Source organism: Flavobacterium crassostreae (genome assembly GCF_001831475.1).
Lineage (GTDB): Bacteria > Bacteroidota > Bacteroidia > Flavobacteriales > Flavobacteriaceae > Flavobacterium > Flavobacterium crassostreae.
The window spans coordinates 844,881-868,956 of the sequence record NZ_CP017688.1 but is presented as its reverse complement, the minus strand read 5'-3'; the positions used below and the strand labels follow the sequence as shown (position 1 = coordinate 868,956).

The following is a 24,076-nucleotide window of genomic DNA, read 5'->3' as shown; positions in this document are numbered from 1 at the left end:
ACTTTTTGCAAATTTTGGTTAGATTTCTTTTTCTAAGGATGCAATTATGCTTACTGCTTTGTCATAATCGTTCTGGATTGCGGCACTAGATGCTGGTGCGTATCGTGCAATTTCGCAATTTTCAGTAAGTGCTATAAATTGGTCTACAGTAGCCGGATTTGCATTTTTATCTAACAAAATGGTCTTTATATTGTCTTTACTCATCTCTGAGGTTTCCATATGCAACTTTGCCTTAAGAAAGTTATGCATGGCCTTCTCTAGGGCAATATAAAACAATTCTTTATGGTGTGTTTGCTTTTTGGCTTGAGACAAATATTTTTTGGCCAACCTATTGTTGTTGCGGATTTTGCTGCCTACTATATCGCGATCAAAAGCTTCTTTTTTGTTTTTAAATAGTATAAGTAATGGTATTCCTAAAAATGGCAACAGCAATAACCAGAAGTAGGTTGTCGATCCAAAAAAGTCTTTTGGATTGGTTGGTTTTAGTTCCGTATTGGTCTTGATGTTAGCAAACTGCGGTGTGTGTATGGTATTTGTTCCGGATGCTATGCTCAGACTATCTGTAGCTCGGGTATCTGTAGGACCATTCAAAACCTGGATCAAGATCTCTGGAGAACTTAGGGTTTTGTAACTACCTGAATTTAAATCAAAATAAGAAAAACGCAGCGGTTTTATGGGATAATTGCCCTTATACTGAGGCACAATGGCGTACTTGTCTGTTATTTTTCCGGACATTCCTGCCAAAGATGTGGTAACGCTCTCTTGGTGTACTGCATCATACATCTCAAGGGCATTTGGCACAACTGGCTTGGGCAAACTAAATAATTTTAGGTTCCCTTTACCGGTTACATGTACTAACAAGTCCAAGCTTTCGCCATTTTTTAAGCTTGTTTTAGAAGGCGTTACTTTAAAATCAAACGTTCCTACTGCTCCCGTAAAATCGTCTGGCTTGCCGCTTTCTGGCAAAGGCCGTACTTGTATTGTTTTGGCGCCTGCAGAAACTTTTTTGCTGGTCTCTGAAAGTAACATTCTGCCAAAAATATCGCGCCTATTGGTAGGCAATTGCACATCTACATCTAAGGTGAGTGGTTCTATAATTAGCTTGCCAGATTTCTGTGGATAGAGTACTACTTTTTTTAACACTACATAGCGGTAGTTTTCTCCTTTGAATATTCCTTCTTCGGCCTCTAGTTGTTTTATTTCTATATTCTGACTCCAAAAATCGTTGTACTTGGGTTTGTTGAGTTCCCTAAAATTAGAAATCCCAATGTTTGCAAAATACAATTTGTAGACTACCGTTATGGGTTCATTTACATACGGGTTGGTTTTAGATATAGTTGCTATTAAGTATAAATTATTATCTGCCGAAATACTCGTATCATTAGGGTCTTTAGGCTGTTCTACTGCAGCGGTGACCGTTACTTTTATGGGAGTAGTTTTGTAAATCTGGCCATTGTACTCTATGGTGGCTGGCTTGATGGTAAGTATTCCTTTGCGGTTAGGTAATAAATAATAGGAGTAAATTTTTTCAAAAGAGCTCCGGCCGTTTATCCAAGACTGGCTAACTTGCTGGCTTGGTCCTGCAATTACCTGAAATCCGTCAAAAGAGGGTTCGTTGAAGTTGTCTCCATCAATATTCATTGCAAAATCAATCCGAAGTCTCTCGTTTAAACCCAGAGTTGTTTTGCTAACTTTTGCTTCAAATTGCACTTGGGCCAAAAGCCCTTGAAAGCTCCATAGTACTATAAATAAAAACTTTTTCATCCTTAATCTTTGTTCATTTATCCACAGAATAGGTTCTGGTTTGGGTTTTAGTGCTGGGTTGCAAGCCTCGAAAATTACTTTTTTACCAGTCTTTTTCTGTTTTGGTTGGTTTGCCTTTTACTTTGTTTGCGTTTACTTTGTCTTGTACTTTCTTTTCTTCGTTATTTACGGCGTTCAAGAGGTTTTTTAAACGTTGTTCTGACATGCTCTCTGGTTGGGGCTTGGGAGCTTCTTGGTCTGGATTTTTGGAATCTTTCTGGTCTTTGTCCCCATCTTTCTTGGGGTCTTCTTTTTTGTCTTTATCTTTAGTATCGTCTTTTTTATCCTTGTCTTTGTCTTTGTCTTTTTTATCCTTATCCTTCTTGTTTTGGTCTTCTTTTGGCGGATTTTCTTTCAACATTTTTTTGGCCAAAGCATAATTGTATCTCGTTTCTTCATCGGAGGGGTTGTTTCTTAGGGCATTTTTATATGCTGCAACGGCCTGTGTATAGTCTTTTTCTTTCATAAAAACGTTGCCAAGGTTATGCAATGCTTGGTGTTTTTGCGTAGCGGTTTTGGCTGTTTGTAGTGCCTCTTGGTAGGCATGTTTGGCCTCGGATGCTTGATTTTGTCTATAAATGGCATTACCTAGATTGTAGGTCGAGCTGGTTTTATGTGCAGATTTAGAACTTGAAACTCTGTAATTGGCCTCGGCTTCTACAAAGTTTTTGTCTTTGTATTGCTGGTTGGCTTGGGGCAAAATGCTGCCTTGGTCTTGTGCCCATGCGGTAGGCAATCCGCAAAAAAGAAACAAGATAAAAACGGCGTGGTATTTTTTACTATTTTTCATTTAATTCTGTTTTTATTTCTCCAACAAACCGGTGTCTGTGCTAAAGTAGTTACGACTTGTCGTTAAAGAGATTTAATTTTTTTAGCCATGTGGTCTTTTTTTCTAAAAAGAATAGATCCAAAAATAGCAGTACGAATGCAAATCCTAAAAACCACTGAAATTGAGATTGAAAATTAGCCATCTGTGTGGATTCGAACTCCGTTTTTTGGATGGTATTTAGGGTGTTTTTTAGATATTCTACCACTTCTTTGGTATTGTTACCATCTATATAACCGCCCTTAGTAGCTTTGGCTATAGCCTGAAGATTGGCTCGGTTTAATTTGGTGGTAACAATTGCGCCTGCATTATCGCGTTGGTAATTTGGTTGGCCTGTGGTTGTGGGCAGTGGAATGGTGCTTCCTTTTTCGGTTCCTATTCCTATGGTCACAATACGCATGCCTTGCTTGTTTGCGTCTGCGGCTACGGATTGAGCCCCTTCAGAATGGTCTTCTCCGTCAGAAATTAGAACTAACAACTTGCTGGTTTTGCTTTTTGGGTCAAAATAAGTTGCCGATAATTTTATTGCCTCGTCTAGGGCGGTACCTTGTGAGGATACGATATCTGGACTCATGCTTTGCAAAAACATTTTTGCTACGCTATAATCTGTAGTGATAGGCAATACCGGAAAAGCGCTACCTGCATAGGCTACAATACCAATGCGATCATTGCCTAGCTGGTTGATGATTTGCGAAACAATTTGTTTGCTCTTCTCTAACCTACTTGGCGCAATATCTTGGGCCAACATACTCTTGGATACGTCCATGGCAAAAACAATGTCTATTCCTTCTCGTTTTACGGTTTCCATGGTGGTGCCAATTTTTGGGTTAACTAGTCCCAAAATCAATCCGGCTATGGCCAATAGAAGCACTACTAGTTTTAAAATCGGCTTGAATACGGAACGCTCTGGACTTAGCCGTGCAATCAAATTTAAGTCACCAAACTCGCGTTGTTTTTTTCTTTTCCAATATATATTATAAAGGAATACTGCCACTAGTATTGGCAGTAAAAAGAGGAGGTATAAGTAATTGCTTTGGTCTAGTTCCATAATTTTTTTAAAATTCTAAGCCCTCAAATTGGGGCACATTTTCAATTTCTAGCTTTTAATTGCCGCTTATTTGTTTTATTGGATCTCTGGATTTGGAACGGTTTTAAAGAAAGCTTTTGTAAATGGTGTTTCTTAAGGCTATTTCTAATACTAGTAACAATCCAGCTAGGAGTACCAGAGGACGGTATTTTTCGTCGTAGTCATAAAACTTTAGCTCTTCAATTTCGGTGGTTTCTAGCTTATTTATTTCTGCATAAATAGAGGCTAGCTTGCTGTTGCTGGTTGCTCTAAAATATCTTCCGTCTGTTTTTCTGGCTATATTTTGCATCAAGCGCTCGTCAATTTCTACTTTCATTCTTTGAAACAAAAACTGCCCGTTAGGGCCTATTGCGTAAGGAAATTCTGCCATTCCGTTGGTTCCAATTCCTATGGTATATACTTTAATGCCGTATTGTTTGGCTATATCTGCTGCGGTTTCGGGCTCTATAAAACCCGCATTGTTGACCCCATCTGTCAAAAGAATGATTACTCGGCTTTTGGCTTTGCTGTCTTTTAAGCGGTTTACGGCCGTGGCCAACCCCATTCCTATTCCGGTTCCGTCTTGCAAAACATTATCGTATTTTATGCTCTTTATAGCCTCTAAAACAATGGCTTTATCACTGGTTACTGGCGTTTTTGTGTAGGCTTCGGAGGCGTACACCACCAAACCAATGCGGTCATTGGGGCGTTGTTCTACAAAGTCTGCAGCTACCCTTTTTAGGGCTTCCATTCGGTTGGGTTTTAGATCTTTGGCAAGCATACTCCCAGAAACATCCACTGCCATTACAATATCAATCCCTTTTGTTATTTTGGTTTGGTTGCTTACATCTACTGTTCTGGGTCTTGCTAGGGCTACTATTAAGGCGCTTAATGCCGCTAATCGTAAACCACTCAAAAAAGGATGCAAGCGTACCCACCACGATGCAGTTGCCTGAAATCCATCCAAGGAACTTATTTTTAAGGTGGCAGTTTGCTCGTTTCTTTTGTATACCAACCATGCTATAGCTAATGGGATCAAAAGAAATAACCAAAAAAACTCTGGATTTAAAAACGTGATAGTACCCATTATTGATTTGTTTTTTTTAATTCAACCGAATTCAATATTCTGTCTGCTATTTGATTTGCATACGCATCGCCTTCTTCATGAAAAAGGAGTATTTGTTGCAAACCTCCTTCTTGTTTGAATAGCAATATTTCGTAATACAATTTGTCGCTGCTGTTGGTTATGGTATTTATTCTCGAAAAAGTACCGTAGCCTTTTAAACCACTTATGCCTTCGGGGGTATCGTAGGTTTCTTGTTTTACTAACATGTTTTGTGCGCCTTGAGACTCTAGGGCTTGGATGCTAAGTTCCATGGATTTTTTGAGGTCTACCGAAACAGAATCTTGTTTGTATTGGTACGTGGATACCATTATATAAAAACTATCCGAAATATTTCCGTAGGCAAAAGAATGCATCTCTTTGACTAAAGCCATGCCGTTTTTGGGTAATGATTTTGTTAAATCTATACGTTTGAGCACCTTGGGTGTTTCTATATGTATCCCTGGGTCACCATAGGTGCTTTGGATCCATTGTCCTTCTAGCAATTCTTTGCTTGGATGCCTTAGGAGGGTATCTTTTACGTTAGTAAATCCTAGGGTTGCTATAAAATAAAAAAGGGTTGTTAATCCCAAAAAAAGTACCGATGCCACAGCAATGGCCCAGCGTTTCTTTCTTTTTTTCTGTAACTGAAGGGCTATTTGTTTTTGTCTTTGTACCTCGTTTAGCAGGTTGTCTTCTTGGTTTTCAACCACTGCGGGTAGGGCTTTGTCTAGGGTTACAATTACTCTTTGAATTTTATTTTTGTCTTCTGTAATTTCAAAATCTAAGGGTTTGGATTTGGCAAATTTTACTAAATCTGCTTGTTTTAAAACACGCTCTAAATTTTCAATAATTTCTGGCGTGAGAGCCATCTTCTTTTTTTGAGATGCTTCTCTTAGTCCCTGTATTAATTCGGCTGTTGTGCTTTCCATTGCTGGAATTTCAATGGCCTCTTCTATATAATTTCTGGCAATATCGGTTAACTCACTGTAGTAGTTTTTTATTTCTCCTTTTTGCCAAAGTGCTTTTTGTTCTAGGGTGTTTAGCAAATTGGTTGCTTTTTCGATAGGTGTTTTATAAACCTCGTGTTCTATTTTCTTTTTTTGTTGTTTTTTTACCAACCAATAAACCAAACAGCCTATAGCTGCAAGTAGCGCTATTGCCAAAAGGTATTTCCAGCCGTTTGCTTTCTGGCTCTCTGCTGTGGCAATGTCTTTGATGTCATACATTTTTTGTTTCAGGGTGTCTACCGCAACATTTGCTACTTCTACTTGGATAGAATCGGAATAATAGAGCTGGTTGTTAATACGGATTTTACTGCTTGGTATAGTGTAGCTACCCGAATCAAATTGGGTTAACCCATATTTTTGGATCAGCTCATACCGTCCGTTTTTTAGAATGGTATCTGTAGGATAGGTTTTGATTACCTCTAGTGCGCCCATGTTTTTTGGTGACGGAAAAACAACTTTGGATACGGTATCTACGTTTGTCTTTAGGGTTAGCTTAAACTCTGCTCCTATTTTGTTTTTGGTAGTATTTATAAGGGTTTGTACTGGTTTTTGTTGGGCAAAAACCGGGATACAACAAAAAAGTACAAGTAAGTAGATATATCTTTTCATGTTATTTGAAACATTTGATTTTTCAGATCCTGATTTAGGAACTATTGAAAAAGGACTATTATCGTGATTTGAAATAGCTTAATAATTTAGTCACATAACTCTGGTCAACTCTAGTGTGGACTACTCCAGACCCAGATTTACTAAAGCTATCTTTAAAATAGTTTAGTTTTTGGTTATACTGTTTTTCGTAATTAAACCGCACCGTTTTTGATGCGGTATCTATTAAGGCTATTTTGCCTGTCTCTGCATCTAGCATCGAAACCATTCCGATATTGGGGATGCTTTCTTCTCGGATATCATAAACTCGAATGCCGGTAATGTCGTGTTTTTTGGCTGCAATATTTAGGCTGTGATCGTAACCTTGACACATAAAATCCGAAATCAGGAATACAATGGCTTTTTTCTTTTGGGTGCTGGATAAAAATTTTAAGGCTTGGGTTAGGTCTGTTTTACGGCTTTTGGGTTCCAATTCTAGCAGCTCTCTAATGATTCGTAAAACATGGGAGCGTCCTTTTTTGGGCGGAATATACAACTCAATCTGGTCCGAAAACAAAATCAATCCTATTTTATCGTTATTCTGGGTAGCCGAAAAAGCCATGGTTGCAGCAATTTCTGTTACTATGTCTTTTTTGAATTGGTTCTGGGTGCCAAAATTCTCTGAGCCCGAAATATCTACCATCAACATCATGGTTAATTCTCGTTCTTCTTCAAAAACTTTTACATGCGCCTCATTATAGCGTGCCGTAACATTCCAGTCTATGGCACGGATATCATCCCCGTATTGGTATTGTCGTACTTCACTAAAGGTCATTCCTCGTCCTTTAAAAGACGTATGGTATTCTCCTGAGAAGATATGATTGCTCAATCTTCGGGTTTTGATTTCTATTTTGCGTACTTTTTTTAAAAGTTCTTTTGTGTCCATTTTTTTTTAAAATTGTTTACGGTTCCAACAAGTTTAAAGTTTTTGTTAGCCAACAGCGCGCTTTAAACATTAAACAACTTTTTAGGGCACCTCTACTTCGTTTACAATTTTGTTGATAATATCTACCGAAGTAATGTTTTCGGCCTCAGCCTCATAGGTAATCCCTATTCTGTGACGCAATACATCGTGTACTACTGCACGTACATCTTCTGGAATTACATATCCCCTGCGTTTGATAAAGGCATAACATTTTGCAGCAACTGCAAGATTAATACTTCCACGAGGCGAAGCTCCAAAACTAATCAAGGGTTTTAAGTCTGCTAATTTGTATTTCTCTGGATACCGTGTTGCAAAGATAATATCCAAGATGTATTTTTCTATTTTCTCATCCATATACACTTCGCGAACGGCTTCTTGTGCTCGCAAGATCTGTTCTACCGAAACTACTTGGTTTACTTTTTGATAACTTCCTTTTAAATTTTGACGAATCACCAAACGCTCTTCGTCCATTTTTGGATAATCAATAACGGTCTTTAGCATAAAACGGTCTACTTGTGCCTCTGGCAACTGGTAGGTTCCTTCTTGCTCCACTGGGTTCTGGGTGGCAAGCACCAAGAAGGGTCTTTCTAGTTTAAAAGTAGTATCTCCAATGGTTACTTGTTTTTCTTGCATGGCCTCCAATAATGCCGATTGCACTTTTGCTGGCGCACGGTTAATCTCGTCTGCAAGAACAAAATTAGCAAAAATAGGCCCTTTTTTAATAGAAAACTCATTTTGTTTTATGTTGTAAATCATGGTTCCAACCACATCTGCAGGCAACAAATCTGGCGTAAACTGGATCCGACTAAAAGAGCCGTAAATTGCCTGAGAGAGGGTATTGATCGCTAAGGTTTTTGCCAAGCCAGGAACCCCTTCTAACAAAATATGCCCTTGGCCTAAAAGCCCAATAAGCAATCGTTCTACCATGTGCTTTTGACCTACAATCACTTTATTCATTTCCATGGAAAGTAAATCAATAAATGCACTTTCTCTTTCTATTTTTTCATTGATTGCTCTAATGTCTAAAGTTGCTGTATTTTGTTCCATAATATTGAATTTAATGCCTTAATTTTATAGCCTTACATTTGGTAGTGCAAATTGAATTTTTTTTTAGAGTAAAGATGTTAAAAAATGGTTAAAACTTCTAGCAATTGCTTAATTTTAGGCATCTGTTGTGATAGTATTTTTATATTTTTAAGAACTTTGAGAAGCATCTATCCAATAGACCAAAATTGCAATTACAATTAAAAATTAAAACCATGAATACAACCACGTTATCGCCCATCATTGCAGGAACAATGAATTGGGGTATTTGGGATAAAAACCTCAATCAAAAAGAGATGGAAAACATCCTCCATGTTTGTTTTGAAAATAAAATCACCACCTTTGACCATGCGCCAATTTATGGCTCGTATACTACCGAAGCTGCTTTTGGAAACGCTTTTGCATCTAGCGCCATTGCTAGAGAAAAAATCCAACTAATCTCTAAATGTGGTATTGAAATAGTTGCCCAAAACAGGCCCACTACCATCAAGCATTATGATTACTCTAAAGCACACATAATTAGATCTGTGGAGCAATCTTTGAGCAATCTAAAAACAGACTATTTAGATGTTTTGCTGCTCCACAGACCAAGCCCTTTGATGCAGGCAGATACTATTGCCGAAGCAGTAGAACAACTAAAATCCGAAGGGAAAATCCATGCCTTTGGATTGTCTAACTTCACCAACTCTCAAACCGAATTGATCCGCCAAAAAACAGCCGTAAGCTACAACCAAGTACCTTTTTCGGCCACTAATTTTGAGCCCATGATCGACGGCAGCTTTGATTACATGCAGAACAACCAAATACGACCAATCTCTGGAAACCCTTTGGGATCCGTGTTCCGACAAGACATACCACAAACACGTCGATTAAAAAATCTATTGGCAACGCTGGTGTCAAAATACCATTTGGGTTCTGACACCCTTTTATTGGCTTGGGTTTTGCAACATCCCGCTAAGGTAATTCCTATTGCTGGCACAGTAAATATTGCTCGCATACAGTCGTTGCACAAAGCCGTAGCACTCACCCTTGATCCAGAAGATTGGTTTGCAATATGGAGCGAAAGCATGGGGCACGAAGTTCCTTAAACCCATGGCACAAATGCAGTCCAAACAAAAACCCTTTTCAAAACTAACAAAATGACCAAAACAGCCTTTATCACTGGAGCCACGAGCGGAATAGGCCAAGCTACAGCTAAAATCCTAGCGCGCAACAACTATAAAATTATCCTTTGCGGAAGAAGAAAAGACCGCTTAGAGGCCTTACAAGAAGAATTAGCAGCACACACCCAAGTACACCATTTGGTGTTTGATGTTCGGGACAAAAAAGCAGTCTTTGAAGCCATTGCCTCTTTGCCCGAAGCCTTTGCTACTATAGATGTATTAATTAATAATGCCGGAAATGCCCATGGCCTAGACCCCATTCAAGACGGCAGTATCGAAGATTGGGATGCCATGATTGACATTAATATCAAAGGCTTGCTATATGTTTCTAAAGCAATTATTCCGCAAATGAAGACGCGACAATCTGGCCATATTATCAATATTGGTTCTACTGCCGCAAAAGAAGTTTACCCCAACGGAAATGTTTATTGCGCTACAAAACACGCCGTAGATGCACTGAACCAAGGCATGCGGATGGACTTAAATTTGTATGGGATCAAAGTAGGCGCCATTCATCCAGGGATGGTGGCTACAGAGTTTAGCCAAGTCCGCTTTAAAGGCGATACCACCAGAGCCGCTAATGTGTACAAAGGCTTTAGCCCACTGCAAGCCGACGATATTGCAGATATAATCCATTTTGTGCTCTCCAGACCCTATCACGTCAATATTGCAGATCTGGTAGTAATGAGCACTGCACAAGCCTCTTCTACAATTGTAAAAAGAGATTAAAAGCCTTGCAAACCTATCCATGCCACAGTTTAGACTCGTTTTAAAACTGTGGCAATTTTTTATATAACCCAAAGCATCTCCCATGATTAACAAGCGTCTTTTAGTTAAAAACCTACTCTCTCATAATGATGAAAACAGCTTTTATGACAAAAAACGCCAATTAAACTTGCACACACGCGAGGGGAAAGCAAAATTTTTAAAACACATTTGCGCTTTATCCAATTCTAATCCGGCCAACAATTCGTATATTGTTGTGGGCGTTGAGGATCAAGACAATGAGATTGTGGGCGATGACTTTTTTGATGACAGCCGCATTCAAAACCTAGTTAACGCTTACTTAGAGAATCCTCCTAAAATTCAATACGAAAATGTTCCTTTTCCAAACCTACCCAAAGATAAAGTGGTAGGTCTGGTAACCATCAAACCCAAAAACAAAACTTCTTTTTTTAAAAAAGGAATCCATACCATTGCTGCAAATAGTGTTTTTGTAAGACGCGGAAGCAACACCACGCCAACCGAAGAACATGTTGAAAAAAACTACCAAAACATTGCAACCGTGGCAGATATTGAAAACAACGCACGCAACAATATAAAACACACCCTAGATGGTGTTTTTGATTTTATACAGTACAAACACAAAGACATGACACCAAAATACCATGTTTTTAAAGAGCTGTTTATAATATGTTGGGCAGGAATTCCCAAAAGAGTACGCCAAAAAACCTATTTATCCAGAGTAGATATTGAATTAATCAATGAACAAGTAAAGCTCTTTTATTCTGCTCAAGATGTAGTTACCATAGCCTATGATGAGCATTCGTTCACCATTACCGAATATGTTCCCTTGGGTTTGAATGACAAAACGAGTTACTATCCTTTAGAAAAAAAAATTCTCTTTTTTTATGAAAATGGGTATTATAAGATAGAGAGTCAAATGCTGTTTCAGCCTCCAGAATTCAACAAAAAGATGCTGTTGCATATTTACAATATAAATCTAGGCTTACTGCTCAAATTAGAAAAACAAACCCCATTAACCGAACGAGAATACATCGATTTAGAAAACCTACCCTCTACATTCATGATTTGTTACCTCAACGGTTTTCAAGACGCAAAAGAAAGATTGATCCTTGCCAAACCGCTTTTAAAACCCTACAAAAACATTTATTTAGCATTCAAAGAAGCCTTACGCGTTTTACGAAAAATGAAATACGACACCAAAACAGAAGCCTAAACGGAATGTTTTTAGAGCTTTTCTGAAAAATAAAAAATAAAAAACACCCCTTGCCCAACTCTTTTTCTTATTTTTATGTTCTAAAAAAACAACGCACTTGCTGTTTTTATAATTTTGATTGACCATACACCAAATGAGAACATTAGTTATAGGAGACATACACGGAGGCTTGCGTGCCCTACATCAAATTATCCAAAGAGCCAAAGTTACTCCAAAAGACCGCTTAATTTTTCTGGGAGATTATGTAGATGGCTGGAGCCAATCGCCACAAGTTCTGGATTATTTAATACAATTAAATACCACCAACCATTGCGTATTTATACGAGGCAACCATGACGAGTTGCTTTTGCATTGGTTAAAAGACAACAAAGACAACCTCTTGTGGTACAAACATGGTGGCGAAGCCACTGTTACGGCATACCAACAAGTAGACAAAGCCACCAAACAACTACATATAGATTTTTTACTTTCGTTAAAAGATTACCATTTAGATTCTAAAAATCGTCTGTTTGTTCATGCTGGTTTTACTAATATGAATGGGGTGAGTTATGAGTTTTTTCCTAAACTATTTTATTGGGACAGAACCCTATGGGAAACCGCCTTAGCACTAGACACCCACATTAAGCCAAACGATATTTTATACCCAAAACGATTAACACTCTACACCGAAGTGTATATTGGACACACTCCCGTAACCCGAATTGGCAAAACCCAGCCAGTCCAAAGAGCCTGCGTTTGGAATATGGATACTGGGGCAGCATTCCAAGGACCGCTAACTATTATGGATATTGACACTAAAGAATTTTGGCAAAGCGAACCTTTACACCAACTCTATTTTGACGAAAAAGGGAGAAATTAAAATATAAAAAGCTAATTTTGTGCTTATTTTTTAAAAAAACAATTATGAAAAAAATCATTACTTTAGTATTACTTTGTAGCGCAGGTCTTATTCATGCTCAAGCTTTTGAAGGAGCTGGAGATTCTAAAATTAATATTGGAGCAAACCTTCAAAAAGGGGGTTCTGGAATTCAGGCCTCTGCTGATTTTGGTATTGGAGAAAATTTTTCTTACGGATTTGTGGGTAGTTATTTATTAGATGTGCAAGAAATTTCTGTACCTACTAGTGTACTCCCTACGGAATTTAAAACCGAAAAACCTGCTTTTAAAGATCGATTTGATGCTAAATTCAGAATTAATGCTAATTTAAGTAGCGCAATCAATATAGACGACAGATTAGACATCTATCCAGGATTAAGTTTAGGTTTGAAAAATTTTGGAGGACATCTTGGAAGTCGTTACTTTTTTAGTGATGGGTTTGGAGTCTTTACAGAACTTGGGTTTCCAATTGCTAAATATGGTACTAAAAACAAACTCTTTGATCATCTAAACAATCAATTTACATTTAGTATTGGAGCCTCTTTTAATCTATAATAAAGAATTCTCTAGGCTATTTACAAACATAAAAAAAGGCAATTTGAAAATTTCAAATTGCCTTTTTTGGTATGCTTATTTTGGATTACAAATCAAACTTTATTCCTTGTGCTAGCGGTAAGCTTGTGGTGTAGTTGATGGTGTTTGTTTGGCGTCTCATATAGACTTTCCAAGCATCTGATCCAGATTCTCTACCGCCACCGGTTTCTTTTTCGCCACCAAAAGCGCCACCAATTTCTGCTCCAGAAGTACCAATATTTACATTGGCAATACCACAATCGGATCCTACAACAGACAAGAAAAGCTCTGCTTCTCTCAAGTTATTAGTCATAATTGCTGAGGATAACCCTTGTGCTACTCCGTTTTGGATTGCTAGGGCATCCGTCACATCTCCAGAGTATTTTAGTAAATACAATACGGGTGCAAACGTCTCGTGTTGTACAATTTCAAAGGCATTGTCTGCTTCGGCAATAGCGGGTTTTACATAGCAACCGCTCTCGTATCCTTGGCCACTAAGTACGCCTCCTTCTACTAATAATTTTCCTCCTTGGGCAACTACTTGTGTTAGGGCATTGTTGTACATCTCTACGGCATGCGTATCTATAACGGGACCTACGTGGTTGTTTTCGTCTAATGGGTTACCAATGCGCAACTGACCATAGGCCGAAACTACAGCTTCTTTTACTTTGTCATAAATGCTCTCGTGGATAATCAATCTACGGGTTGAGGTACATCTTTGTCCTGCGGTTCCTACTGCTCCAAAAACTGCTCCTATTACGGTCATTTTTATGTCTGCATCTGGCGTTACAATGATGGCATTGTTCCCTCCTAATTCTAGCAAGGATTTTCCTAAACGTCCGGCTACGGTTTGGGCTACAATTTTACCCATGCGTGTAGATCCTGTGGCAGATATTAGGGGTACTCTAGGGTCGTTTGTCATCATTTCGCCTACTTTGTAGTCTCCATTTATTAGACACGAAATTCCTTCTGGAAGGTTGTTTTCTTTAATTACTTCTGCAATTATGTTTTGGCAAGCAATTCCGCATAGTGGGGTTTTTTCGGATGGTTTCCAAACGCAAACATCGCCACAGATCCAAGCCAAGGCGGTGTTCCAAGCCCATACGGCTACCGGAAAATTGAATGCCGAAATGATTCCGACAACTCCCATTGGGTGGTATTGTTCATACATACGGTGTCCTGGACGCTCGGAGTGCATGGTCAAACCATGTAATTGACGAGATAGCCCTACGGCAAAATCACAGATGTCTATCATTTCTTGTACTTCGCCGTATCCTTCTTGTAGGGATTTACCCATTTCGTAGGAAACTAGTTTTCCTAATGCTTCTTTATTTTTGCGTAATTTTTCGCCAAACTGACGTACAATTTCTCCACGTTGTGGCGCTGGCATGGTTCTAAATGTTTGGAATGCTGCCGTGGCAGAATCCATCACCTTGGCGTAGTCTGCGGCGGTGGTGGTGGTTACTTTGGCTATCAATTGGCCATCTACTGGGGAGTGACTCTCTAGAATGGTTCCGCTAGAAAAATGGTTTAGTCCAGTGGAGGTTCCTGCATTAATTTCTTTTATGCCTAGTTGGGCTAGGGCTTCTTTCATTTTAAATTGCTCTGCTATTGTTATCATTGTAACTTTTTGTTTATAATTGTTATATTATTTTATAAAGATATTGTTTAATGCCATAGAATACAAAAATCTGTGCTTAAAATTAGTTTTGGCTGCTTTGAAATGCGCTTTAATGGCTTTGGTTTGTGGGGCTTTGCTTGGTTTGTGTTGTGGTCTAGCCCCGGTAGTAGCGGCATCCTTTTGGGGCTTTCTTTAAGCCGCAAAAGATAGAGCGAATGACGGGAAATTGCTGCTAATTGGGCTTATTTTTTGGAGGTAAATCTGGGATCGGTTTCCATGATGGTGCCGCATTTGGCACAGGTTCTAAGGGTTTCGGAGTTATAAAAGTGTTCAAAATGGGGTAGAAAATCTTTTTCGATGTCTTGGAGCTCAAAATAGACTTCGTATAATTTGTGATTGCAGTGGTCACAGTGCCATAATAGTCCGTCTTGGAGTCCTTGTCCTTGGCGTTTGCGCTCTATTACTAGGCCTATGGAGCCTTCGGATCGTACGGGCGAATGTGGTATTTTGGCGGGATGTAGGTACATGTCTCCGGGCTGAAGTTCCATTTCTTTGCGCTGGCCATCTTCTTGAATTAGTACTTTTATGGTGCCTTCTAATTGGTAGAATAATTCTTCGGTTTGGTTGTAATGGTAGTCTTTGCGAGCATTGGGGCCTGCAACAATCATGACTATGTAGTCTCCGGATTCTCGGTATAGGTTTTTGTTGCCTACGGGTGGTTTTAGTAAGGCTCTATTTTGTTCTATCCACTGGGTGAGGTTAAAGGGTTTTGGGATTGCCATTGTTATTGTTTTGGGTTTCTAACTGCTAAGATACTAAAAAAAGTAACTGTTGTTTGGTTGGTTGTCTGGCAAATAATGGGTGGCTTAGTGTATTTGTTTGATTAGGTAGAGGTAGACTGGAAAGTGATCGCTGTAGCCTACTTGGCCAGCGGAGTTTCTTTTGGGGTAGCCTTTGTATTTGCCGGTTTGTTGTACCAAAAAGGGTTTGTTGTAAATGCCTGCTTTCCAGTATTGGTAGCCGGAATAATTTTGATTTATAAACGGTTCTGAAAGCATTATTTGATCAAATATATCCCAGGAATCTCTATAGGCTATGGTGCCTAAGCCGCGTTTGGCCATGTTCTCGAAGGGGTTGTAGATGCCTTGGGCTGCTGTGTGTTGTTTGTTGCCGCTTGCGCCTACGCCTTTCTTGATGCTTTGGTTTGTGGGGCCGTCATTTAGATCTCCTAGGGTTATTATTTTGGCGTGGGGGTTTAGGTGTTGCAAGGAGTCTATTATTTTGCGGTTTAGGCGGCCAGCAGCTTCTCGGTAGGGACTGGATCTTTTTTGGCCTCCGGAGCGGGAGGGCCAGTGGTTGACTATAATATGGATGGGTTCGTCTTCTAGAAAGCCACTGATTAAGAGTTGGTCTCTGGTAAAAACTCTCTTGGGTGAGATGGGGTCTGTTTTGGGTTGGTTTTTGTAAATATACAACGGTATATTGGCGTAACTAGTGGGTCTGAAAAATTTTTTTTGGTACATTAGCGCTACGTCTATACCGCGTTTGTCTGGAGAGTCAAAATGGATAATGCCATAATCTAGGTGCTGCAATAGGGGTTGATGGATCAAATCTTCGAGTACGGTTCTGTTTTCAATTTCGCAGCAGCCAAGGAGTGTGGGTGCATTTTTGTTTTCTAAGGAGCCTATGTCTAGAATAACGCTGCTTAGGTTTGCAAGTTTTTGACGGTATTTTTGGGAGTTCCAATGTTTTTTTCCTTCTGGAGTCCACTCCTGATCGTTGGTGGCAGGATTCGCAATGGTATCAAATAGGTTTTCTAGATTGTAAAATGCTACGGTATGGATTGCATAGTGTTTGGGCTGCCCATAAATTACAGAACCATAAATAAGCGCAATATACATACTTAAAATACCTAACAACCTCATATCCATTCTTTAAGAGTGAGCACTAATTTACAACTATAGTTTGAATTAAAGCATTTTTATTTTCAGATTGTTCTTTGGCTGGTTAGGGCTTTTGGGAGCTAAGTGCTATCTTTGTTTGCGTCTGGTTGTTACGACGCCCGTAAATTATTTATTGTTTGACACTAAAGCCATGTTCTACCAACTATTTTCCTCTTTAAAAAGTAACTTTGAAAGTTCTAAATTTGTATTTTTATTTTTTATTTTACACTCATTTTCTAGCCAAGCGAAGCAATTTATGATAACACCACCTAGTTTACAAAAAGGAGATACCGTAGCCCTAGTTGCTACTGCCAGAAAAAGTCTGGATGCTAATTTAAAACCAGCCATAGATTTGTTAGAAAGCTGGGGTCTAGAGGTCGTTATAGGCCAAAGCATCCGTTTAGACAACCACCAACTAGCTGGTACCGATACCGAAAGGGCTGCAGATTTTCAGCAGCAATTAGACAACCCAAATATAAAAGCCATTTGGTGTGTAAAAGGAGGGTATGGTACCGTACGGATGTTGGATTTACTAGATTTTAGTGGGTTTCAAAAAAATCCAAAATGGATTGTTGGCTTTAGTGACATCACTGTTTTGCACAACCATTTGCATACTCTGGGTTTTAAATCCATACATGCCGTAATGCCTGTAACGGTTCCAAGTGCAAGCCCGCAGGCAATAGAGAGTTTGCGCTTGTCTTTATTTGGACATAAATTAGCATACCATATTGTTTCGGAGTCAAAAAACAAAATCGGTAGTGCCACAGGCCAGATTGTAGGGGGTAATTTATCCATACTGTATAGTCTATTGGGCTCGGAGTCTGCAATTAATTGCAAAGACAAAATTTTGTTTTTAGAAGATTTGGATGAGTATTTATACCACATAGATCGGATGATGATGAATTTGAAACGCAATGGATGCTTAGACAACCTTAAAGGAATTGTGGTTGGTTCTATGACCAAAATGAGAGACAATACCATTCCTTGGGGCAAAAATGCCGAAGCAATTATTGAAGAGCACACCCAAGAATATGCTATTCCGATTATGTATCATTTTCCGGCAGGGCACCTCCGAGATAACCGCGCACTAATTTTAGGGAGTACCGTGACCATTACTGTAACAGACCAAACCAGCACGCTACTTTTTGAATAATCGGATAAAAAAAACCCATGGCTGCACACAACGATCTCGGAAAATTAGGTGAAGAAATGGCCGTTGCTTATTTAGAGAAACAAGGATACGAAATTCTGGATACCAACTGGACTTTTCAAAAAGCCGAAATTGACATTATTGCCAGAAAAGAAGCCGTTCTGGCCATTGTGGAAGTAAAGACCCGTTCTTCTGTTGCATTTGGATTGCCTCAAGACTTTGTAAACCCCAAAAAAATACAGTTATTGGTAAAAGCGGTAAATGCCTATGTTGCGATCAAAAATCTAGACACGGAGGTTCGGTTTGATATTATTGCCATAAATGCTACTGCAAATAAGGCCTCCACAGACCCAGAGCATGCAAAATCTTTTGGGATCGAGCACCTTATGGATGCTTTTTATCATTTTTAATGTTTTTTATCATTGTTATATTTGTAACAAAATGTTTTTTATTTATATTTGTACCGATTTTTAAAACAATTAAGTCCTTTCAAAAATCTTGGACTTGCATAAAACAGCGTATTTATCATGAAAACCGTTTCATCCATTGTAGAAAACTACATCAAAACCAAGCCTTTTTTATTGAATGCTTTATCTCTTGGGATAATCAACCTGACATCGTTGTCTAGAAACATTATGTCCGAATTAGAAAGTGAATTTGGTAAAGAAGTCAAGCAAGGGGCAATTGTAATGGCATTAAAACGCTTAACAGAAGAACTGGATTTTAAATTAAACCATAAAATTAACAAGGTTATAAAAAACATTGGCGAAATTACGGTGCGCTCTGCCTTGACGGATTATACGTTTGCGGTTTCGGAGAGTGTTTTGCACAAACAAGCCGAATTAATATCCGATATCAACCTACTTCCAGATGTTTTTTATACCTCATCGCGTGGGGTAAACGAAATTAATATTGTTATCAGCAATAGTGTGGATAAATTAATTGACAAGCATTTTGTAAACGAAAAACTAATTCAAAAACTCGAAAATCTTGCCTCCATTACCGTAAAATTACCCAAAGAAAATATTGCGGTTCCTGGGATTTATTATTTTATTTTTCAGCGTTTGGCCTGGGAAGGGATTATCATCAATGAAGTGATTTCTACCTCTAATGAATTTACTATTTTGGTAAGTGAGGAGCAGGTTGATGTGGCCTTTAAAGTGATAAAGGATTTGAAGAACTAACCCCTACTGCACCAAAACAGTTACTCCTTAATTTCTGCTACCATTTGTATCAATTCTAAAGCCCTTCGGGTGGATTTTACATTATCAAAAGTCAGTAATAAACGCAAGCCGTTTGGAGTAACTTTTTCTTTTATTTTGCAAATGGCGCTTTGTTTTTGTACAAATTGCATTACTGCCATAAACCGATTGGATTGGTAGTAATCGGATTGTTGGTCCGAAACAAAATATCCAATCATCTTGCCTTGTTTCATTACGAGTTTTTCTATCCCAAGGCTACTGGCAATCCATTTGATCCGAATGCTGTTCATCAATGCAATGGCTCGGGGCGGCATGGGACCAAAACGGTCTATTAGTTTTTTCTGAAAAATTTGTAAATCTTCTTCATTTTTGATGGTTCCTAGCTCATTGTATAAGTTAAGACGCTCGCTGATGTTGTTGATGTATTCGTCGGAAAACAACAACTCAAAATCGGTATCCATCTGAAGGTCTTTTACATACTCCTTGGTTTCGATATTATTTTCTGTAGGATATAATGCCTTGAATTCGTTTTCTTTTAACTCATCAATGGCTTCGTTCATGATTTTTTGATAGGTATCAAAACCTATTTCGTTAATAAAACCAGATTGTTCGCCGCCTAGTAAATCTCCCGCTCCTCGGATTTCCAAATCTTTCATGGCAATATTAAAACCGCTTCCTAATTCGCTAAATTGTTCTAAGGCCTGAATCCGTTTGCGGGCATCTTCGGTCATGGCTGAATAGGGTGGACATATAAAATAACAGAACGCTTTTTTGTTGCTTCGGCCTACTCTACCTCGCATTTGATGCAAATCAGAAAGTCCAAAATTGTTGGCATTGTTTATAAAAATGGTGTTGGCGTTTGGAACATCCAATCCGCTCTCAATAATCGTGGTGGCTACCAATACGTCAAATTCTCCATTCATGAAAGCCAGCATTAACTCTTCTAGTTTTTTACCTTCCATTTGGCCATGACCAATCCCTACTCTGGCATTGGGCACTAAGCGCTGAATCATTCCGGCTACTTCCTTGATGTTTTCAATACGGTTGTTGATAAAAAAAACTTGTCCGTTACGCTGTATTTCATAAGCAATTGCATCCCGAATGGTTTCTTCGCTAAATCCTACCACATTGGTCTCAATGGGATACCTATTGGGTGGAGGGGTTGTAATTACGGATAAATCTCGTGCTGCCATTAAGGAGAACTGGAGGGTTCTTGGGATGGGTGTTGCCGTTAGGGTCAAGGTATCTACATTGGCGGCTATGGTTTTTAGCTTGTCTTTGACGTTGACGCCAAATTTTTGTTCTTCATCTACAATTAGTAAACCTAAATCTTTAAAGACCACGTTTTTATTGACCAATTGATGGGTACCAATAACAATGTCTAGCTTTCCTTCGGCTAATAATTTAAGTGTTTCGGCTTTTTGTTTGGCAGTTCTAAAACGGTTTAAATACCCAATTGAGACTGGCATGTCTTTTAATCGTTCGGTAAAGGTTCTATAATGTTGGTAGGCTAAAATGGTGGTTGGCACCAAAACGGCTACTTGCTTGCTGTTGTCTACGGCTTTAAAAGCGGCCCGAATGGCTACTTCTGTTTTTCCAAAACCTACATCTCCACAAACCAGTCTATCCATTGGTCTGTCACTCTCCATATCTGCTTTGACCTCTTGAGTGGATTTGGTTTGATCTGGGGTATCTTCATAGATAAACGAGCTTTCTAATTCATTTTGTAGATAACTATCTGGCGCAAATTGAAATCCTTTGTCTAGTCTTCTTTTGGCGTAAAGCTGGATCAGATTAAAGGCAATATTTTTGACGCGCGCTTTGGTTTTTTGCTTTAGCGTTTTCCAAGCATTAGAACCTACTTTGTAAATCTTGGGTGGCGTGCCGTCTTTGCCGGTATATTTTGAAATTTTGTGCAACGAGTGGATGCTTACGTACACAATATCGTTATCTGCGTAAACTAACTTGATGGTTTCTTGGGTTTTGCCCTCTACGTCAATTTTTTGTAGGCCTCCAAAACGCCCAATTCCGTGGTCAATATGGGTTACATAATCTCCAACAGACAGGGTGGTCAACTCTTTCAGGCTGATGTTTTGTTTTTTGGAATAGCCGTTCTTGATGCTAAACTTATGGTAACGCTCAAAAATCTGATGGTCTGTATAGCAGGCAATTTGGTTTTCTTGGTCTATAAAACCTTGGTAAATGGGCAGCACAATGGTGGTGTACTGTTTTCGGATGTTTTCGGAATTGGCCTCGTCTAAGGTTTCAAAAATATCATGAAACCGCTTGGCTTGGGCATCATTGGAACAAAAGAGGTAGTTTTTGTAGCCGTTAAAATGATTTTCATTCAGATTATTTAACAACAAATCAAATTGTTTGTTGAACGAGGGTTGTGGTTTTATATGGTATGCAACCGTTTTGGTGGTTTTAAAAATAGCTTTGGAACCAAATTCTACCACCGAAAATCCAACTGCTTTTTGTATAAAACTAGCTTGGTTTAAAAATAGTTGTTCGGGCGTGGCGTGTTTAATGTCTTTGGATAGTTTTTCAAAAGCAGTTTCGGCTTTGGCAAATTGCTGGTCTAATTGTACCAATAAATCTTCGGTATTTTGAATAAAAAGTACCGTTTTCTGGGATATATAGTCCAAGAAGCTTTCTCTGTTTTCTTGAAATATTTTATTTTCGACATTAGGGATAATGGTGATTTTTTTCTGGATTTCGATAGACAATTGCGTACCTACATCAAAACTCCGAATGCTGTCTACCTCATTGCCAAAAAACTCGATTCTATAGGGGTTATCATTAGAAAAAGAAAACACATCTACAATTCCTCCACGTACCGAAAATTCTCCCGGTTCTGTGATAAAATCGACTCTTTTAAATTCGTACTCAAATAAAACTTCATTAATAAAGTCTATCGATATTTTATCTCCAACGGCTACCTTTAGGGTGTTTTTGTCTAAATCTTTACGGGTTACTACTTTTTCAAACAATGCCTCTGGATAGCTAACAATTAGGGCTGGTTTTTGGCGCGAGTTAATGCGGTTCAATACCTCAGCACGCAATAAAACATTGGCATTATCGGTGTCTTCTAGTTGGTAGGGCATACGGAAAGAGGCAGGATAAAACAAAACGTCTTTCTCTCCAACCATTTGCTCCAAATCGTTTAGATAATAGGCTGCTTCTTCTTTGTTGTTTAAGATCAGTAAAAATGGGCTTTCGGTTTTCTGGAATAGAGACCGTATCACAAAGGAAGTTGCAGATCCTAACAAGCCGTTAAGATGCATCTTTGTGGAAGCGTTTTGATTTAAATGGGCCGCAATTTGTTGTGTTGTGGGCGCCTTATCGTAGGTGGTGTATAAAACTGTTTTAGTCAACTCGTGGTAAATTTTGGTCTGTTGGTTGGTTGGAGATGGCTCGTGAGGCATCCTTCATTTGTTTTAGTTCCGACTCTCCTTGTTCTGTTGGAATGTTGCTTTTTACCACAATTTTATCCATTTGTCTTTGCAAAGAGGCTAGTTCTTTATTTATTTCTGGAATTATTTGGACTACTTTGTCTTGGGCAATGGCATCCAGATGCAGGTATAAATCCAATAATTTAATTTTTGTAATCAAAGTGCCAATCCTACTTTTAATCTCTGGTTGGTTGTAGCATTGCGGGATGTTCTGGCTTAGGGCGGTAGCTGCGGTGGCAATTGCGGTGGCTTTTTGCTGAAAAGCGCTAATGGTTCCCTTGGGTTTTAAATGCAACTCTTGTAACAAATTGCGCAATTCGGTCCAAGTGACCACACTTTGCTCTGCTGTTTGGTTGATGGGAGTGTCATAAAAATCCCAGGCATTACTTATGGTAGATAAAAGGAGTTCTTTCTTTTTTAGCTCTTTTGTAGTAGCTACATTTTTTTTTGAATTTTCCTCTTTACAGGAAACAAACAATAGAAGAACTAAAAAAACAGCAATTGTGTTCGATTTCATAAATATGGCATTGAACCACAAAGTTACAAAGTAATTTATAAATACAGATTTGAATTTTCAAATTACAAATCATTTCTGTTTGCTGTGATTTTGATAACTATACTGCCAAAATAATACCAATTAAATCGCTATTGTCCTACTTTGCTTTAGGTAGTCACAAACCGTTAGTCTCTCTAAATGCCTTATTGGCAAATTTCTTATCTTTGTGGCTTAAATTCTAGCTATGACGCGTACAAAAGTATTAATTATTGGAGCTTGTGGACAAATTGGAACCGAGCTGACTCATTCTCTTAGAGAGGTATACGGAACCGAAAATGTAATTGCCTCGGATATTCGTAAATTAAACATTGATGTGGTTAATTCTGGCCCATTTGAAGTAATTAATGCCTTAGATTTTAATCAAATAGAACATTTGGTAGAGGTTCATGAAATTACGGATGTATATTTGATGGCTGCTTTGCTTTCAGGAACTGCGGAAAAAAACCCTGCGTTTGCTTGGGATTTGAATATGAATTCGTTATTTCATGTGTTGAATTTAGCTAAAGCTGGAAAAATAAAAAAAATATTCTGGCCCTCAAGCATTGCTGTTTTTGGCCCTACAACACCCAAAGAAAACACCCAACAATATACCATCATGGAGCCCTCTACGGTTTACGGAATTAGCAAACAAGCCGGCGAGAGATGGTGTGAATACTACCATAATATCTTTGGCGTGGATGTGCGCAGCATTCGCTATCCAGGTTTAATAAGTTGGTCCTCTGCTCCTGGCGGCGGAACTACGGATTATGCTGTAGACATATTCCATAAAGCTTTGTCTGACAAAACTTATGAGAGCTTTATTTCTTCGGAAACAAAAATGCCTATGATGTATATGGACGATGCTATTGCTGCAACCATAAAAATTATGCAAGCAGCTCCAGAGGACCTCAAGATACACTCGTCTTACAACTTAGCCGCCATGAGTTTTGCTCCAAAGGATATTGCGGCTGCCATCCAGAAACACATTCCAGAATTTACCATTACTTATAAGCCCGACTTTCGTCAAAAAATTGCCGATAGCTGGCCTTCGAGTATTGATGATAGCAATGCCAGAGCAGATTGGGGATGGAAACACGACTTTGATCTCGAAACCATGACCAAAGTTATGCTTGATAATTTAAAAAAATTACAAAAATAAAAGCAACAAAAAAAGTCT

General features: G+C 38.7%; 21 protein-coding genes. 9 read left to right on the top strand and 12 right to left on the bottom strand.

Going from position 1 to position 24,076, the window contains the following annotated elements; genetic code table 11:
- Positions 1 to 18 precede the first annotated feature (18 nt).
- From LB076_RS03825 to LB076_RS03795, 7 genes are all read right to left on the bottom strand, one after another.
- Complete coding sequence (locus LB076_RS03825) at positions 19 to 1,764, bottom strand: BatD family protein (RefSeq protein ID WP_066333075.1); 1,746 nt, start codon at positions 1,762 to 1,764, stop codon at positions 19 to 21.
- Between the two features lie 82 nt (positions 1,765 to 1,846).
- Positions 1,847 to 2,593 (bottom strand): tetratricopeptide repeat protein, encoded by a 747-nt coding sequence (locus tag LB076_RS03820; protein WP_066333073.1) that lies wholly within the window; start codon positions 2,591 to 2,593, stop codon positions 1,847 to 1,849.
- A gap of 49 nt (positions 2,594 to 2,642) precedes the next feature.
- Positions 2,643 to 3,677 (bottom strand): VWA domain-containing protein, encoded by a 1,035-nt coding sequence (locus LB076_RS03815; RefSeq protein WP_066333071.1) that lies wholly within the window; start codon positions 3,675 to 3,677, stop codon positions 2,643 to 2,645.
- 103 nt (positions 3,678 to 3,780) lie between these two features.
- Positions 3,781 to 4,782 (bottom strand): vWA domain-containing protein, encoded by a 1,002-nt coding sequence (locus tag LB076_RS03810; RefSeq protein ID WP_066333063.1) that lies wholly within the window; start codon positions 4,780 to 4,782, stop codon positions 3,781 to 3,783.
- A complete protein-coding gene (locus LB076_RS03805) occupies positions 4,782 to 6,416 on the bottom strand; it encodes a hypothetical protein (protein WP_066333060.1) in 1,635 nt (544 codons plus the stop codon). The genes LB076_RS03810 and LB076_RS03805 overlap by 1 nt, the downstream gene beginning before the upstream one ends.
- Before the next feature lie 58 nt (positions 6,417 to 6,474).
- Complete coding sequence (locus tag LB076_RS03800) at positions 6,475 to 7,338, bottom strand: DUF58 domain-containing protein (protein WP_066333059.1); 864 nt, start codon at positions 7,336 to 7,338, stop codon at positions 6,475 to 6,477.
- A gap of 81 nt (positions 7,339 to 7,419) precedes the next feature.
- Positions 7,420 to 8,424 (bottom strand): AAA family ATPase, encoded by a 1,005-nt coding sequence (locus tag LB076_RS03795; protein WP_066333058.1) that lies wholly within the window; start codon positions 8,422 to 8,424, stop codon positions 7,420 to 7,422.
- A gap of 212 nt (positions 8,425 to 8,636) precedes the next feature.
- On the opposite strand from LB076_RS03795, the gene LB076_RS03790 reads away from it, so the two are divergent.
- The 5 genes from LB076_RS03790 to LB076_RS03770 all read left to right on the top strand — a co-directional run bounded on the left by LB076_RS03790 (position 8,637) and on the right by LB076_RS03770 (position 12,975).
- Complete coding sequence (locus LB076_RS03790) at positions 8,637 to 9,509, top strand: aldo/keto reductase (RefSeq protein ID WP_066333403.1); 873 nt, start codon at positions 8,637 to 8,639, stop codon at positions 9,507 to 9,509.
- 51 nt (positions 9,510 to 9,560) lie between these two features.
- Positions 9,561 to 10,313, top strand: a complete 753-nt coding sequence (locus LB076_RS03785; RefSeq protein WP_066333056.1) for an SDR family NAD(P)-dependent oxidoreductase — start codon at positions 9,561 to 9,563, stop codon at positions 10,311 to 10,313.
- A gap of 82 nt (positions 10,314 to 10,395) precedes the next feature.
- Positions 10,396 to 11,544, top strand: a complete 1,149-nt coding sequence (locus tag LB076_RS03780) for an ATP-binding protein (protein WP_066333054.1) — start codon at positions 10,396 to 10,398, stop codon at positions 11,542 to 11,544.
- Between the two features lie 133 nt (positions 11,545 to 11,677).
- Positions 11,678 to 12,403: a metallophosphoesterase gene (locus LB076_RS03775; protein WP_066333052.1), complete on the top strand. Its 726-nt coding sequence runs from the start codon at positions 11,678 to 11,680 to the stop codon at positions 12,401 to 12,403.
- Between the two features lie 44 nt (positions 12,404 to 12,447).
- Positions 12,448 to 12,975, top strand: a complete 528-nt coding sequence (locus LB076_RS03770; protein WP_066333049.1) for a DUF6646 family protein — start codon at positions 12,448 to 12,450, stop codon at positions 12,973 to 12,975.
- An 85-nt stretch (positions 12,976 to 13,060) separates the two neighbouring features.
- On the opposite strand, the gene amaB is transcribed toward LB076_RS03770, so the two are convergent.
- The 3 genes from amaB to LB076_RS03755 form a co-directional block, all read right to left on the bottom strand.
- Positions 13,061 to 14,614, bottom strand: coding sequence for an L-piperidine-6-carboxylate dehydrogenase (amaB, locus tag LB076_RS03765; protein ID WP_066333046.1), 1,554 nt, complete (start codon positions 14,612 to 14,614; stop codon positions 13,061 to 13,063).
- 242 nt (positions 14,615 to 14,856) lie between these two features.
- Positions 14,857 to 15,396, bottom strand: a complete 540-nt coding sequence (locus LB076_RS03760; RefSeq protein WP_066333042.1) for a 3-hydroxyanthranilate 3,4-dioxygenase — start codon at positions 15,394 to 15,396, stop codon at positions 14,857 to 14,859.
- An 84-nt stretch (positions 15,397 to 15,480) separates the two neighbouring features.
- Positions 15,481 to 16,539: an endonuclease/exonuclease/phosphatase family protein gene (locus LB076_RS03755; RefSeq protein ID WP_066333400.1), complete on the bottom strand. Its 1,059-nt coding sequence runs from the start codon at positions 16,537 to 16,539 to the stop codon at positions 15,481 to 15,483.
- Positions 16,540 to 16,813: 274 nt separating this feature from the next.
- Between LB076_RS03755 and LB076_RS03750 the strand changes: the two genes are divergently transcribed.
- From LB076_RS03750 to LB076_RS03740, 3 genes are all read left to right on the top strand, one after another.
- Positions 16,814 to 17,710 (top strand): S66 peptidase family protein, encoded by an 897-nt coding sequence (locus LB076_RS03750; protein ID WP_066333398.1) that lies wholly within the window; start codon positions 16,814 to 16,816, stop codon positions 17,708 to 17,710.
- Positions 17,711 to 17,727: 17 nt separating this feature from the next.
- Positions 17,728 to 18,117 (top strand): YraN family protein, encoded by a 390-nt coding sequence (locus LB076_RS03745; RefSeq protein ID WP_066333040.1) that lies wholly within the window; start codon positions 17,728 to 17,730, stop codon positions 18,115 to 18,117.
- Positions 18,118 to 18,234: 117 nt separating this feature from the next.
- Positions 18,235 to 18,891: an aspartate kinase gene (locus LB076_RS03740; protein WP_066333038.1), complete on the top strand. Its 657-nt coding sequence runs from the start codon at positions 18,235 to 18,237 to the stop codon at positions 18,889 to 18,891.
- Between the two features lie 20 nt (positions 18,892 to 18,911).
- On the opposite strand, the gene mfd is transcribed toward LB076_RS03740, so the two are convergent.
- Together mfd and LB076_RS03730 are read right to left on the bottom strand one after the other, a co-directional pair.
- Positions 18,912 to 22,196 (bottom strand): transcription-repair coupling factor, encoded by a 3,285-nt coding sequence (gene mfd / locus LB076_RS03735; protein WP_425598045.1) that lies wholly within the window; start codon positions 22,194 to 22,196, stop codon positions 18,912 to 18,914.
- 82 nt (positions 22,197 to 22,278) lie between these two features.
- Positions 22,279 to 22,881: a hypothetical protein gene (locus LB076_RS03730; RefSeq protein WP_066333033.1), complete on the bottom strand. Its 603-nt coding sequence runs from the start codon at positions 22,879 to 22,881 to the stop codon at positions 22,279 to 22,281.
- Positions 22,882 to 23,104: 223 nt separating this feature from the next.
- On the opposite strand from LB076_RS03730, the gene LB076_RS03725 reads away from it, so the two are divergent.
- Positions 23,105 to 24,058: an L-threonine 3-dehydrogenase gene (locus LB076_RS03725; RefSeq protein ID WP_066333031.1), complete on the top strand. Its 954-nt coding sequence runs from the start codon at positions 23,105 to 23,107 to the stop codon at positions 24,056 to 24,058.
- The last annotated feature ends 18 nt before the right edge of the window (positions 24,059 to 24,076 follow it).

Coding starts and splice junctions, on each gene's coding strand:
- LB076_RS03775 (WP_066333052.1), top strand. CDS start 11,678: ATGAGAACATTAGTTATAGGAGACATACACGGAGGCTTGCGTGCCCTA.
- mfd (WP_425598045.1), bottom strand. CDS start 22,196: ATGCATCTTAACGGCTTGTTAGGATCTGCAACTTCCTTTGTGATACGG.
- LB076_RS03825 (WP_066333075.1), bottom strand. CDS start 1,764: ATGAAAAAGTTTTTATTTATAGTACTATGGAGCTTTCAAGGGCTTTTG.
- LB076_RS03805 (WP_066333060.1), bottom strand. CDS start 6,416: ATGAAAAGATATATCTACTTACTTGTACTTTTTTGTTGTATCCCGGTT.
- LB076_RS03810 (WP_066333063.1), bottom strand. CDS start 4,782: ATGGGTACTATCACGTTTTTAAATCCAGAGTTTTTTTGGTTATTTCTT.
- LB076_RS03750 (WP_066333398.1), top strand. CDS start 16,814: ATGATAACACCACCTAGTTTACAAAAAGGAGATACCGTAGCCCTAGTT.
- LB076_RS03820 (WP_066333073.1), bottom strand. CDS start 2,593: ATGAAAAATAGTAAAAAATACCACGCCGTTTTTATCTTGTTTCTTTTT.
- LB076_RS03745 (WP_066333040.1), top strand. CDS start 17,728: ATGGCTGCACACAACGATCTCGGAAAATTAGGTGAAGAAATGGCCGTT.
- LB076_RS03725 (WP_066333031.1), top strand. CDS start 23,105: ATGACGCGTACAAAAGTATTAATTATTGGAGCTTGTGGACAAATTGGA.
- LB076_RS03800 (WP_066333059.1), bottom strand. CDS start 7,338: ATGGACACAAAAGAACTTTTAAAAAAAGTACGCAAAATAGAAATCAAA.
- amaB (WP_066333046.1), bottom strand. CDS start 14,614: ATGATAACAATAGCAGAGCAATTTAAAATGAAAGAAGCCCTAGCCCAA.
- LB076_RS03730 (WP_066333033.1), bottom strand. CDS start 22,881: ATGAAATCGAACACAATTGCTGTTTTTTTAGTTCTTCTATTGTTTGTT.
- LB076_RS03790 (WP_066333403.1), top strand. CDS start 8,637: ATGAATACAACCACGTTATCGCCCATCATTGCAGGAACAATGAATTGG.
- LB076_RS03785 (WP_066333056.1), top strand. CDS start 9,561: ATGACCAAAACAGCCTTTATCACTGGAGCCACGAGCGGAATAGGCCAA.
- LB076_RS03760 (WP_066333042.1), bottom strand. CDS start 15,396: ATGGCAATCCCAAAACCCTTTAACCTCACCCAGTGGATAGAACAAAAT.
- LB076_RS03740 (WP_066333038.1), top strand. CDS start 18,235: ATGAAAACCGTTTCATCCATTGTAGAAAACTACATCAAAACCAAGCCT.
- LB076_RS03755 (WP_066333400.1), bottom strand. CDS start 16,539: ATGAGGTTGTTAGGTATTTTAAGTATGTATATTGCGCTTATTTATGGT.
- LB076_RS03815 (WP_066333071.1), bottom strand. CDS start 3,677: ATGGAACTAGACCAAAGCAATTACTTATACCTCCTCTTTTTACTGCCA.
- LB076_RS03795 (WP_066333058.1), bottom strand. CDS start 8,424: ATGGAACAAAATACAGCAACTTTAGACATTAGAGCAATCAATGAAAAA.
- LB076_RS03780 (WP_066333054.1), top strand. CDS start 10,396: ATGATTAACAAGCGTCTTTTAGTTAAAAACCTACTCTCTCATAATGAT.
- LB076_RS03770 (WP_066333049.1), top strand. CDS start 12,448: ATGAAAAAAATCATTACTTTAGTATTACTTTGTAGCGCAGGTCTTATT.